General features: G+C 64.8%; 12 protein-coding genes. 2 read left to right on the top strand and 10 right to left on the bottom strand.

Annotated elements, in window-relative coordinates:
• Positions 1 to 1,530: MDR family MFS transporter (locus VGP39_RS21275; RefSeq protein ID WP_327570069.1), on the top strand; the 1,530-nt coding region annotated here is incomplete at its 5' end.
• Between the two features lie 133 nt (positions 1,531 to 1,663).
• On the opposite strand, the gene pcaG is transcribed toward VGP39_RS21275, so the two are convergent.
• The 3 genes from pcaG to pcaF all read right to left on the bottom strand — a co-directional run bounded on the left by pcaG (position 1,664) and on the right by pcaF (position 4,332).
• Positions 1,664 to 2,278, bottom strand: a complete 615-nt coding sequence (pcaG, locus tag VGP39_RS21270) for a protocatechuate 3,4-dioxygenase subunit alpha (RefSeq protein ID WP_327570068.1) — start codon at positions 2,276 to 2,278, stop codon at positions 1,664 to 1,666.
• On the bottom strand, positions 2,278 to 2,979 hold the full coding sequence (gene pcaH / locus VGP39_RS21265; RefSeq protein ID WP_327570067.1) for a protocatechuate 3,4-dioxygenase subunit beta: 702 nt from the start codon (positions 2,977 to 2,979) through the stop codon (positions 2,278 to 2,280). The genes pcaG and pcaH overlap by 1 nt, the downstream gene beginning before the upstream one ends.
• A 144-nt stretch (positions 2,980 to 3,123) precedes the next feature.
• Entirely contained in the window at positions 3,124 to 4,332 is a 1,209-nt protein-coding gene (pcaF, locus tag VGP39_RS21260; protein WP_327570066.1) for a 3-oxoadipyl-CoA thiolase, read from the bottom strand.
• 226 nt (positions 4,333 to 4,558) lie between these two features.
• Here pcaF and mutS point away from each other — a divergent pair, with 226 nt between their 5' ends.
• A complete protein-coding gene (gene mutS / locus VGP39_RS21255) occupies positions 4,559 to 7,321 on the top strand; it encodes a DNA mismatch repair protein MutS (RefSeq protein ID WP_327570065.1) in 2,763 nt (920 codons plus the stop codon).
• A 111-nt stretch (positions 7,322 to 7,432) separates the two neighbouring features.
• On the opposite strand, the gene VGP39_RS21250 is transcribed toward mutS, so the two are convergent.
• The 7 genes from VGP39_RS21250 to VGP39_RS21220 all read right to left on the bottom strand — a co-directional run.
• Entirely contained in the window at positions 7,433 to 8,227 is a 795-nt protein-coding gene (locus tag VGP39_RS21250) for a hypothetical protein (protein WP_327570064.1), read from the bottom strand.
• A 161-nt stretch (positions 8,228 to 8,388) separates the two neighbouring features.
• Positions 8,389 to 8,898, bottom strand: a complete 510-nt coding sequence (locus VGP39_RS21245; protein ID WP_327570063.1) for an OsmC family protein — start codon at positions 8,896 to 8,898, stop codon at positions 8,389 to 8,391.
• A gap of 114 nt (positions 8,899 to 9,012) precedes the next feature.
• Positions 9,013 to 9,798 carry an ABC transporter ATP-binding protein gene (locus VGP39_RS21240; protein ID WP_327570062.1) on the bottom strand — a complete coding sequence of 262 codons (786 nt, stop codon included), beginning with the start codon at positions 9,796 to 9,798 and terminating at the stop codon, positions 9,013 to 9,015.
• Positions 9,798 to 10,649 (bottom strand): ABC transporter permease, encoded by an 852-nt coding sequence (locus tag VGP39_RS21235; RefSeq protein WP_327570061.1) that lies wholly within the window; start codon positions 10,647 to 10,649, stop codon positions 9,798 to 9,800. Before VGP39_RS21235 ends, VGP39_RS21240 begins: the two co-directional genes overlap by 1 nt.
• A 157-nt stretch (positions 10,650 to 10,806) precedes the next feature.
• Positions 10,807 to 11,208, bottom strand: coding sequence for an 8-oxo-dGTP diphosphatase MutT (gene mutT / locus VGP39_RS21230; RefSeq protein ID WP_327570060.1), 402 nt, complete (start codon positions 11,206 to 11,208; stop codon positions 10,807 to 10,809).
• Positions 11,205 to 12,446 carry a bifunctional glutamate N-acetyltransferase/amino-acid acetyltransferase ArgJ gene (gene argJ / locus VGP39_RS21225; protein WP_327570059.1) on the bottom strand — a complete coding sequence of 414 codons (1,242 nt, stop codon included), beginning with the start codon at positions 12,444 to 12,446 and terminating at the stop codon, positions 11,205 to 11,207. Before argJ ends, mutT begins: the two co-directional genes overlap by 4 nt.
• 112 nt (positions 12,447 to 12,558) lie before the next feature.
• Positions 12,559 to 12,814: peptidylprolyl isomerase (locus VGP39_RS21220; RefSeq protein WP_327570058.1), on the bottom strand; the 256-nt coding region annotated here is incomplete at its 5' end.

The raw sequence follows: 12,814 nt of genomic DNA, 5'->3' as shown, positions 1-12,814 counted from the left end.
CCCGGCCTGCGCCGGAACATGGTGACGATCTGCGCCATGACCGCGACCATCATGCAGGCGCTCGACACCACCATCGCCAACGTCGCGCTGCCCTATATGCAGGGCTCGCTGTCGGCGTCGCAGGACCAGATCAACTGGGTGCTGACCTCCTATATCGTCGCCGCCGCCATCATGACCGCGCCGGTGGGATGGATCGCCAACCGTTTTGGGCGCAAGCGCATCTTCATCGTCTGCTCCGCCGGCTTCACGTTCGCGTCGGTGCTGTGTGGCCTCGCGCAAGACATCAACCAAATGGTGCTGTTCCGGCTGTTGCAGGGCGTGTTCGGCGCGGCATTGGTACCGCTGTCGCAAGCGGTGATGCTGGATTCCTACTCGCTGCAGGAGCGCGCCAAGGCGATGTCGATCTGGGGCATGGGCGTGATGATGGGCCCGATCATGGGGCCGTCATTGGGTGCGTGGCTGACCGAGACATATTCCTGGCATTGGGTATTCTTCGTCAACCTGCCGTTCGGTATCTTCACGGTGCTCGGCCTCCTGGTGTTCATGGACGAGACCAGGAAGAACCTCGAGCTGCGCTTCGACTGGTTCGGCTTCATCGCGCTCGCCATCGGCATCGGCGCGATGCAGGTGGCGCTCGACCGCGGCGAGCAGCTGGGCCGGCTGGAATCCAACGAGATCATCGCGGAGATCATCGTCTCGATCGCCGGCTTCTACTATTTCTTCGCGCATTCGTTCACGACCGCAAGACCGTTCATCCAGTTCGCGATCTTCAAGGACAAGAACTTCGTCGGCGGCTGCGTCTTCATGGCGGTGATGGGGCTCGTGCTGTTCTCGACCATGGCGCTGTCGTCGCCGTATTTGCAGAACGTCATCGGCTATCCGATCATTACCGCCGGCCTGCTGCTGGCGACCCGCGGCTGCGGCACGTTTGTGGCCATGATGCTGGTCGGGCGGGTGATGAAATATATCGAGGCGCGCACGCTGATCATCAGCGGACTTGCGCTGATGTCCGGCTCGCTGTTCTTCATGACCGGCTGGACCGATCAGACCGGCGCAGCGGAAATCATCGTGATCAGCATCATCCAAGGGTTCGGCCTCGGCCTCGTCTTCGTGCCGCTCTCCACGGTGGCATTCCTGACGCTGCCCAATCACCTGCGCACCGACGGCACTTCCATGCTGACCCTGCTGCGCAATGTCGCGAGCTCGATCGGTATCTCGGTGGTGATCGCGCAACTGACCGAAGGGTCGCGGCGGACCTACGCGATCCTGTCCGAGCACATCAATCCGTTCAACCACGCGCTGCAGATGCCGGACGTGAGCAGCATGATCGACCTCGGCACCGACGCCGGCCGCGCCATGGCCGACGCCATGGTCGGCATACAATCGCAGATCATCGCCTTCTCGCTGGATTACCAGTTGGTGATGATCGTCACTTTGTGCGCCATCCCGCTCGCGATCATGATCGGCTCGACCAAGGCCGCGCTGCGCAAGCAGGCGCAAGGGCCCGAGCATGCCGCGGTGATGGACTGACGGAACGCTTCAACACCCTCTGCGTCATACGCGGGCTTGACCCGCGTATCCCTCGATCTTCGCAAGAGTCTTGCGAAGAGGATGGATTGCCGGGTCAAGCCCGGCAATGACGCGTACAATTGAGTTGCAACGCTTACACGTCGAAGAACACCGTCTCGCCGTCGCCCTGCAGCCGGATGTCGAAACGATAGACCGCGCCGCCGTTGCCCGGCTCACGTGCCGCGATCAGCGTGCCGCGGCGATCGGCCGGCACCAGCGCCAGCACCGGATCGGCCGAGTTGGCCGCCTCGCCATCGAAATAGATCCGCGTGTAGAGATGCAGCAGCATGCCGCGCCCAAAAATCGCCAGCAGGATATGCGGCGCCTGCGGCTTGCCGTCGGGATCGGGCACTTGCCCCGGCTTGATGGTGTCGAAGGCATAATCGCCGTTGGCGTCGGTGCCGCAACGGCCAAAGCCGCGGAATGCGGTATTTGGGACCGCACGTTTGTCCTGCAGATCGGCAAAGCGGCCCTGCGGGTCGGCTTGCCAGATCTCCAGCATGGCGTCCGGCACCGGCACGCCGTCGCCGTCGAACACCCGGCCCGCAATGCGGATGCGTTCACCCGAGGCATCGGGGGTGACGAGGTCATTGGTGAAGGCGTCGTTCCAGGCGTATTTGCCGCCCGGCGTCAGCCCGTATTTGAAGAACGGGCCGACGGTCTGCGACGGCGTAATCCCTTTGGTCGTTTCTTTTATGGTTTCTTGCACTATTTCGTCTCCATCGGCGTGGCGTTGCGCCCGCGTAGCACGATGTTGAAGCGGTAGCACAGCGCCCATTCCGGCTGGGTGCTTTCCAGGTCGAAGTGTGAGACCATCCGCATCCGCGCCTTCGCATCCGGAACCGAATTGAAGATCGGATCGAATTCGAACAAGGGATCGCCGGGGAAATACATCTGCGTCACCAGCCGCGAGATGAAGGCGTGGCCGAACACCGAGAAGTGGATGTGCGCCGGCCGCCAGGCATTGTGATGATTGCCCCACGGATAGGCGCCGGGTTTTATGGTGATGAACTTGTAGTAGCCATCGCTATCCGCCTGCGCGCGGCCGGCGCCGGTGAAATTGGGATCAAGCGGCGCTGGATGCTGGTCGCTGACATGGACATAGCGGCCGCAGGCATTGGCCTGCCACAATTCAACCAGCGCATTGGGCACGCCGCGGCCGTCTTCATCGAGCACATGGCCATGCACGATGATGCGTTCCCCGAGCGGCTCGCCTGTGTGCTGGGTGGTGAGGTCGTGATCATTTTCGCGCACCGCTTCGTGGCCGTACACCGGCCCGGTCAATTCCGACAGTGTCTGGCGCATGACGATCAGCGGCTTTTGCGGCGCGCGCTTGATCGAGCTGCGATAGCCGGGCGACAGATGAGCCGGATGCGCCGCATTGCTGGCGATGGGATAGGCGAGAGTCATATTGGTGTCCTCATAACCGTCATTCCGGGGCGGAGTTCTTACGAGCGAGCCCTGAATCCATAACCCCTGCAGGGAGTATGGATTCCGGGCCTGCGCCAAGAGGCGCATCCCGGAATGACGAACTGGATTTTGTCCGGATCACTTCTAGTTCAGCTTCTCGATCGCCATTGCGACGCCCTGGCCGACGCCGACGCACATGGTGGCGAGCGCGCGCTTGCCGCCGCGTGTTTCCATGCCGTGCACCGCGGTCATCGCCAGCCGCGCGCCGCTCATGCCGAGCGGATGGCCCAGCGCAATGGCGCCGCCGTGCGGGTTGATGAAATCGGCATCTTCCTTGACGCCGAGCTGGCGCAGGCAGGCGATGCCTTGCGAAGCGAAGGCTTCGTTGAGTTCGATCAGGTCGAAATCGCTGATCTTGAGGCCCAGCCGCTCCATCAGCTTGCGCGTCGCCGGCACCGGGCCGATGCCCATGATGCGCGGCGGCACCGCGGCCGACGCAAGCCCGAGAATGCGCGCACGAGGGGTGAGGCCGTGTTTCTTCACCGCGGCTTCCGAGGCGAGGATCATCGCGGCGGCGCCGTCGTTCACCCCCGAAGCGTTGCCCGCCGTCACCGTGCCGGGATTACGCACGATCGGCTTCAGCTTGGTGAGGCCTTCCAGCGTGGTTTCGGGGCGCGGATGCTCGTCCTTGTCGACGGTGATCGGACCGGCCTTGCCGCCGGGCACCGATACCGGCGTGATTTCCTCGGCGAAATAGCCCGATGCGATCGCAGCACCGGCGCGCTGCTGCGAGCGGATCGCGAAGGCATCCTGGTCGGCGCGCGAGACCTGGAATTCCTCGGCGACGTTCTCGCCGGTCTCCGGCATGGCATCGACGCCGTATTGCGCCTTCATCAGCGGATTGATGAAACGCCAGCCGATGGTGGTATCGAAAATATCGGCCGAGCGCGAAAATGCTTCCGGCGCCTTGCCCATCACGAACGGCGCCCGCGTCATCGATTCGACGCCGCCGGCAATGGCGAAATCGATCTCGCCGGCGCGGATCGCACGGCCGGCCGCGCCGACGGCGTCGAGGCCCGAAGCGCAGAGGCGGTTGAGCGTCAGGCCCGGAATCAATTCCGGCAGGCCCGCCAGCAACAGCGCCATGCGCGCGACGTTGCGGTTATCCTCGCCGGCCTGGTTGGCGCAGCCGAAATAGACTTCGTCAACTGCCGACCAGTCGAGCTTGGGATGGCGCGCCATCAGGGCCTTGATCGGAGCAGCCGCCAGATCGTCGGCGCGCACCTTGGCCAAGGAACCGCCGAAGCGGCCGATGGGGGTCCGCACGGCATCGCATACAAATACATCACCCATTGAATCTCTCCCTAAATGCCGCTTTTCGCCGGACCCGGTGGCGAGTTTTAAGCGCCGGATACCCGGCAGGTCAATTGACGCTTGAGCTCCAGTGCCGCTTTCGCGACAGGGCGGTTATGTTTGGAGGTCCGGCCTGGTCTGCGATCGCGATCAAGCGCGTGGAAAACGTGCACTGCAACCGCAATCCGATAGGAACGCCGGCCAAAACTTTGTAGTTTCCGCCGCCATGACGATCCAGCAAACCATTCCCGCATCCAGCGACCCGGCGGCATCAGCCGAAGCCGGCGGCCGCCTGACGCCGATGATGGAGCAGTACCTGGAAATCAAGGCCGCCAATCCGGGCCTGTTGCTGTTCTACCGGATGGGCGACTTCTACGAGATGTTTTTCGAGGACGCCGAAATCGCCTCGCGCGCGCTCGGCATTGTGCTGACCAAGCGCGGCAAGCATCAGGGGCTGGATATTCCGATGTGCGGCGTGCCGGTGGAGCGCTCCGACGACTATCTGCACCGCCTGATCGCGCTCGGCCACAGGGTCGCGGTGTGCGAGCAGATGGAGGATCCCGCCGCGGCCCGCGCGCGCGGCAACAAGAGCGTGGTGCGCCGCGACGTGGTGCGGCTGATCACCCCGGGCACGCTGACTGAAGACACCTTGCTGGATGCGCGGACCAACAATTACCTGCTGGCGATGGCGCGGGCGCGGGCGTCCTCTGGAGGCGACCGCATCGGGCTTGCCTGGATCGATATTTCCACTGCGGAATTCATCGTCACCGAATGCGCAACAGGCGAACTTGCGGCGACGCTGGCGCGGATCAATCCCAACGAGGTGATCGTTACCGACGCGCTCTATAGCGATCCCGATCTCGGACCGCTGCTGCGCGAATTGCCTGCCGTGACGCCGCTGACCCGCGATGTGTTCGACAGCGCCACCGCCGAGCGGCGGCTGTGCGACTATTTCGCGGTCGCCACCATGGACGGCCTCAGCGCGATGTCGCGGCTGGAGGCGACCGCCGCGGCGGCGGCCGTCACCTATATCGACCGCACCCAGCTCGGCAAGCGCCCGCCGCTGTCGCCGCCATCACGCGAAGCCGCCGGCACCACCATGGCAATCGATCCGGCGACCCGCGCCAATCTCGAACTGACGCGGACGCTATCCGGCGAACGGCGCGGCTCGCTGCTCGATGCGATCGACTGCACCGTCACCGCCGCCGGATCGCGGCTGCTTGCGCAACGGCTGGCGGCGCCGCTCACCGATGTGGCAGCGATTGCGCGGCGGCTCGATGCCATCGCGGCGTTTGTGGCGGATACCGCGGCGCGCGACGACATCCGCGGTACGTTGCGCGCGGCTCCCGATATGTCGCGGGCGCTCGCGCGATTGTCGGTCGGACGCGGCGGCCCACGCGACCTCGCCGGATTGCGCGACGGCATCCTCGCCGCCGATCAGGCGCTGACACGGCTGGCGCAAATCGACGATCTACCAATCGATGTCACGGCGGCAATGGATGCATTGCGCCGTCCCTCGCGCGATCTCGCCCGCGAATTCGAGCGCGCGCTGGCCGAGCAATTGCCGCTGACAAAGCGCGACGGCGGTTTTGTCCGCGAAGGCTATGAGACGGCGCTCGACGAGACACGCAACCTGCGCGACGCCTCGCGGCTCGTGGTCGCCGCGATGCAGGCGCGCTACGCCGACGAGACCGGCGTCAAGGGCCTGAAAATCCGTCACAACAATGTGCTCGGCTATTTCGTCGAGGTGACGGCCCAGCATGGCGATCGGTTGATGGCGCCGCCGCTCAATGCCACCTTCATCCACCGCCAGACGCTGGCCGGCCAGACCCGCTTCACTACCGCCGAGCTCGGCGAGATCGAAGCAAAGATCGCCAATGCCGGCGACCGCGCGCTGGGGCTGGAACTTGAAATCTTCGAGCGCCTTAGCGCGATGGTTTCCGCCGCCAGCGACGATCTGCGCGCCGCAGCCCATGCCTTTGCGCTGCTCGATGTCGCCTCCGCTTTGGCAAAACTCGCGGTCGACGACAATTATGTGCGGCCCGAGGTCGACGCCTCACTCGGCTTTGCCATCGAAGGTGGACGGCATCCGGTGGTCGAACAGGCGCTGAAACGCGACGGCCAGCCGTTCATCGCCAACGCCTGCGACCTGTCGCCGGTACCCCCACCCTACCCTCCCCCTCAAGCGGGGGAGGGTAGGGTGGGGGCGGGCCAGATCTGGCTGATCACCGGCCCTAACATGGCCGGCAAATCGACCTTCCTGCGCCAGAACGCGCTGATTGCACTATTGGCGCAGATCGGCAGTTTTGTGCCCGCGACACGGGCGCGGATCGGCATCGTCGACCGACTGTTCTCCCGCGTCGGCGCCGCCGATGACCTCGCGCGCGGGCGCTCCACCTTCATGGTCGAGATGGTGGAAACCGCCGTGATCCTCAATCAGGCCAGCGAGCGGTCGCTGGTCATCCTCGACGAGATCGGACGCGGCACCGCAACGTTCGACGGTCTGTCGATCGCGTGGGCGGCGATCGAGCATCTGCACGAGAGCAACCGCTGCCGCGCGCTGTTCGCCACGCACTATCATGAACTCACCGCGCTGTCGGCAAAGCTGCCGCGCATGTTCAACGCCACCGTGCGCGTCAAAGAGTGGCAGGGCGACGTGGTGTTTTTGCACGAGGTATTGCCGGGCTCAGCCGACCGCTCCTATGGAATTCAGGTCGCGAAGCTGGCAGGACTGCCTGCGCCGGTGATCGCGCGGGCGAAATCGGTGCTGGCGAAACTCGAGGCGCAGGATCGAGGACAAACCGCGCGCGCGCTGGCCGATGACCTGCCGCTGTTCGCGGTGCCCTCGCGCGCCGCGGCTGAACCTGCGCCGCCGAGCGCCGCGGAGCAATTGATCGAAGCCTTGCAGGCGCTGCATCCCGACGAGATGTCGCCGCGTGATGCGCTGGAAGCGCTGTATGCGCTGAAGGCGAAGCTGCCGAAGCAATAAAGGTCCTCATCCTGAGGAGCGCGCTCTTGCGCGCGTCTCGAAGGATGAGTTTGTTGCGCTCATGGTTCGAGACGGCGCAGGTGCGCCTCCTCACCATGAGGACAGAGCTCCTCAACGCCCGAGCTTTCGCCGGCTGAGCCACCACAGCCCGAGATTCCAATTCACGCAGGTCGCAAGCGCTAAGCTGAGCGCGACGGCCGAGCCGAACCGCAGCGCGGCGAGATGCATCACGGCGATTCCGCCGCCGAAGCCGATCAGGCCCCAGAGGCTGTTGGCAAGCACCGCCGCGGTCGGCGGACCGCCGATGCGCGGATGCAGGATCAATATCATGCTGATGAACACCAGAGGAATCAGCGCAAGGATGCCGCTGACGGTCGGGCCGACCCAGCCTGAAAGCGTGACGACGGTGACCACCAGCGTCGACACCAGCGCCGCGCGCAACGGGATATCAGACCAGCGCCGGGTGATCAGCGGCATCCTGACGTTGCGGAAACGCTGAACCAGCGGCAGCGCGATTGCAAATGCAATGGCGTTGGCGACGATGCCGCCGAGCAGCGACAAATGCGCTATCCGCATCGAAGTTGCGATCACGACCCATACGGCAATCGCGGCGCAGAAGCTGACGATCATATTGTTGCGTTGCGCCAGCACGACATAGGTCAGCACCAGGAAAACCGTCGCGGCGTTGATCGACAGGCTCGCCACTGCGCCTTCGGCGATGAAGGCTGCGTCGTGATCGAGCGCGAGAAATATGTAAGAAGGGCCCGCGGAGATCGGCAGCGTCGCGATCAGCGCACCAATCACCGGGCCTGAACGTTCGGTGATGATGGATGCCGTGACGATGAACGCAGCTGTGACCGCCATGCGCAGCGCGAGGGTGAGGAAGAAGGCGAGTTCGGCGGACATACTTTCTTACCCTCCCCTGAAGGGGGAGGGTCGGCGCACATCGAACGAAGTGAGATGTGCGACGGGGTGGGGTGAAGCGGCGGATGAACCTTCACCCCACCCCGACGCTCGTTTCACGAGCGTCGACCCTCCCCCTCCAGGGGAGGGTAAAGGAAGAAGCATTACACCCTCTTCATCTCCACCGAAACCTTCGGCCCGTTCTTGATGGTCTGATACACCACGCAATAGCGCTCGGTCAGCTTCAGCAGCAAATCGAGCTTGTCCTGCGGCGCGTCGGTGCCAACGTCGAAGCGCAGGCGGATCGATTCGAAGCCGACCGGGGTCTCCTTGTCGACGCCGAGCGTGCCGCGAAAATCAAGATCGCCTTCCGCGGTGACGACGCCGGTCTTCAGCGGCACCTCGATTGCGGTGGCGACCGATTTCAGGGTGACGCCGGCGCAGGCCACCAGCGCCTCCAGCAGCATGTCGCCGGAGCAGAGTTCAAGGCCGGAGCCGCCGGTGGCGGGATGCAGTCCTGCGACGGCCAGCGCTCGGCCGGTCTCGACCTTGCAGGCGATGCCTTCGTTCTCGATCGAGCCTTTTGCCTTGAGCGTGATCAGCGCGGCCTTCGGATCGGTCTTGTAGCGATCCTTGATCGGGGCCTGCGTGGCGCGGAGGGTTGCGGCGTCCATGACCAGTATCCTTTTTCGTCATGGCCGGGCTTGTCCCGGCCATCCACGTCTTCATGGATGCATCTATAAGACGTGGATGCCCGGCACAAGGCCGGGCATGGCGGACCTAATATGTCACCACCACATCGCCTCGCCCGCGGTCGATTTCGCGTCCGCATCGGGCACGTTGCGGTCGAGCGAACGATCCAGCGCGGTCAGCACGCGGCGCTTGAAATTGTCGAACAGCGGCGAATTGCGGTCGCGCGGCCGCGCCAGGTTGATGATGATCTCCTCGAACTTGCGGCCCGGCCGCGGCCGCATCACGATGACGCGGTCGGCCAGCACCACGGCTTCATCGACATCGTGCGTCACCAGCACCAGCGTCGGCCGCGTATCGGCCCATAGGTCCAGCAGATGGTCCTGCAAATCCCGGCGCGTGAACGCGTCCAGCGCGGAGAACGGCTCGTCCAGCAGCAGCACTTCCGGCCGCGGCACCAGCGCGCGCGCGATTGCCACGCGTTGCGCCTGCCCGCCGGACAGCTCGCGCGGCCACGCGCCGGCTTTGTCGGCGAGGCCGACGCGTTGCAGCGCCCGCGCCACTTTTTCGCGGCGAATATTCGCCGGTGCATCGGATAATCCAAAACCGATATTGTCGGCGACGCTGAGCCACGGCAGCAGCCGCGGTTCCTGAAAAATGATGCCGATTTTTTCCTGCGGCGCCGTGATCGCGATGTTGTCGAGCACAACCGCGCCCGACGTGGCGCGATCGAGGCCGGCGACCGCGCGCAGCAGCGTCGATTTTCCGCAGCCCGAGCCGCCGATGATGGCGACGATCTCGCCCTGCCAGATCTCGGCCGAGAAACGCTCCAGCGCATTCACGCCGTTGGGATAGATCTTTCCGACCCGGTCCAGCACCAGCATCACGTTCCTCCGCCCGAGCGTCCGAAGGCGTCCTGCCAGCGTAGCAGCGGCGTCGATGCGATCTCGATCAGCCAGTCGGTGGTCTTGCCGAGGATGGCGAAGATGACGATGGCGGCAAGGATCTGCGCCGGCTTGCCGAGCTGCTGGCCGTCGATCAAGAGATAGCCGAGCCCTTCCGACGCCCCCATGAATTCGGCGGCGACCACGAACATCCAACCAAGGCCGAGGCCGACCCGCAGCGAGACCACATAGGCCGGCAGCACCGCCGGCAGCAGGATGCGCCGGATCATCGCCGGACCTGAGAGACGAAAAGTCCGGCCGACCTCGACGATCTTGCGGTCGACCGACAGGATCGCGCCCATCACGCCGAGATAGACCGGGAAGAACACCCCGACCGCGATCAGCGCGATTTTCGAGGTCTCGAAAATGCCCAGCCACAGGATGAACAGCGGCACCCATGCGATCGACGGAATCGCGCGCAGCGCCTGCACCGTCGGATCGAGCAGCCGCCGCGCCAGGCCCCAATAGCCCGAGATCGCGCCGAACAGCGTGCCTGCAATCACACCGAGGCCGAAGCCGGCGGCAACGCGCGTCAGCGTCGCCATGATGTGGCGCGTCAGTTCGCCGCTGCGCGCCAACTCCATGACGGTGGCGAATACTTTTGTCGGCGGCGGCACCAGCCGGCCATTGGACCAGCCCAGCCAGACGATGATTTCCCACGCCAGCGCCAGACCGACCGGAAGCAGCAGGCCCAGCGCCGGACGCGCGAAACGCCGCAGCCGCCTGGACGGCGCTGCTGCCGCGGTTGGTTCGGCCTGCTGGACCAAATGTGTATCGAGCGTCATGGCCATAGCAAAACCGCGTCTGGCGAGGGAATGCAAGTTGGCGAATCGGACCAAGGCATTGCCGCCACCGACGTCGGCCCGGCAAAAACAGGGCGGCGCCATAGCGCGTCGAAGACGCGCGTAAACGCGCTTATGGCGCTACGTCCGGGGTAGGAGGCCGCCATCACATCAGCAGATCGACCAAATGCGGGATCAGCGGAATGTCCGCCGGCGGCATCGGGTAGTCGCGCAGTCGGTTGGCGCGCACCCATTTGAGGTTCTGGCTCTCGCGCGCGACTACGTCGCCGTCCCATCGCCGGCAGATGTACAACGGCATCAACAGATGAAAATCGTCGTAGGCGTGGCTGGCGAAGGTCAGCGGTGCCAGGCAGTCCTGTTTTACCGTGATGCCGATCTCTTCGTGCAGTTCGCGGATCAGGGTCTGCTCCGGCCGCTCGCCGGGCTCGACCTTGCCGCCGGGAAACTCCCACAACCCCGCCAGCGTCCTGCCTTGCGGCCGCTGCGCGATCAACACCCGCTTGTCGGCATCGACAAGCGCGCAGGCCACGACGAGGGTGAGTTTCACGACCGGTAGTCGCCGTTGATGGCGACGTATTCCTTGGTGAGGTCGCAGGTCAGCACCCGGTCGCGGCCGCGGCCGAGGCCGAGCGCGATCCTGATCTGAATCTCCGGGTTCTTCATCGCCGCCGACACTTCCGCCTCGTCGTAAGCCGGATCGCGCGCGCCGCGCCAGGCGACACGGATGCCGTTGAACGAAATCGAGAGCTTGTCGCGGTCGGCGGGCTCGCCGGCCTTGCCGACCGCCATCACCACGCGGCCCCAGTTGGCGTCCTCGCCGGCGATCGCGGTTTTCACCAGCGGCGAATTCGCCACCGACATCGCGATTTTCCGCGCCGAGGTTTTTGACGTGGCGCCCTCGACGATGATCTCCACCAGGTGGCGCGCGCCTTCGCCGTCGCGAGCCACCAGTTCAGACAGGTTGGCGAGCACGGCATTGAATGCCTTGGTGAAGGCCTTGAGGCGCGGGTCGCTGGCGCGCGTAATTTTCGGCGCGCCGCTTGCTGCGGCGGCGCCGGTTGCGAACGCCAGCAGCGTATCCGACGTCGAGGTGTCGCCGTCGATGGTGACGGCATTGAAGCTATCTCCGACCCCGGCCTTCAACAATGACTGCAGTGCGCCTGCCGCGATCGGCGCGTCGGTGAACACGAAAGCCAGCATGGTTGCCATGTCCGGCGCGATCATGCCGGCTCCCTTGGCCATGCCGTTGATGCTGACTTTGGCCTTGCCGAGTTTTACGGTGGCGGTCGCGAGCTTCGGAAAGGTGTCGGTGGTCATGATCGCCTTGGCGGCGGCCATCCATCCGTCCGGTGCAGCGCTTTGCGCCAGCGTGCCGAGCACGCCGTCGAACTTGGTGGCGTCGAGCGGCTCGCCGATCACGCCGGTGGAGGCGAGAAAGACGTCGTCGGGTTTGCAGCCGGCGGCTTTGGCGGCAATCGAGGCCGTCAGCGTGGTGGCCTGCTTACCCGTTTTGCCGGTGAAGGCGTTGGCGTTGCCGGAATTCACCACCAGCGCCCGGGCTTGCCCGCCCTTGAGTTTGGCGCGGCACCATTCCACCGGCGCGGAGGGGCATTTCGATCGGGTGAAGACGCCGGCGACGGAAGTGCCCTTGTCCATCACCGCCAGCAATACGTCGGTGCGGCCCTTGTAGCGGATGCCGGCGGCGGCGGTCGCGAGCTTGACGCCGGCGATCGCGGGCATTTCGGGCACGTTGGTGGGGGCTAGGGGAGAGACCGCGGTGGACATGATGTTCTCGTCATTGCCGGACGCCCGTCCCCGACGTGATCGGGGATGATCCGGCAATCCATCGAATAAGATGGATGCGCGGGTCAAGCCCGCGCATGACGAATTTAGCGATTTACTTCTTCGCCGGCGCCATCTTGCTGTCGGCCGGCTTAGCAGGATCAGCCTTCGCGTCTTCCGGCTTGTCCATGCGCTCAATCTTCGCGGCCTGGCGCAACTTCGCGACGTAATCGGCCTGCGCCTTGCGCACCACATAGGTTTCGATCTGCGGCTTGACCTGCTCGAAGTCCGGCGCCTTGCGGGTGCGCTTTTCCTCGACCTTGATGACATGCCAGCCGAACTGCGTCTTCACCGGATCGGAAATCTTGCCG

The organism is Bradyrhizobium sp., from assembly GCF_036009065.1.
In the GTDB taxonomy this organism is placed as follows: domain Bacteria; phylum Pseudomonadota; class Alphaproteobacteria; order Rhizobiales; family Xanthobacteraceae; genus Bradyrhizobium.
Note: the sequence above shows the minus strand (reverse complement) of the source record. Positions and strands in the feature narration are given on the sequence as shown.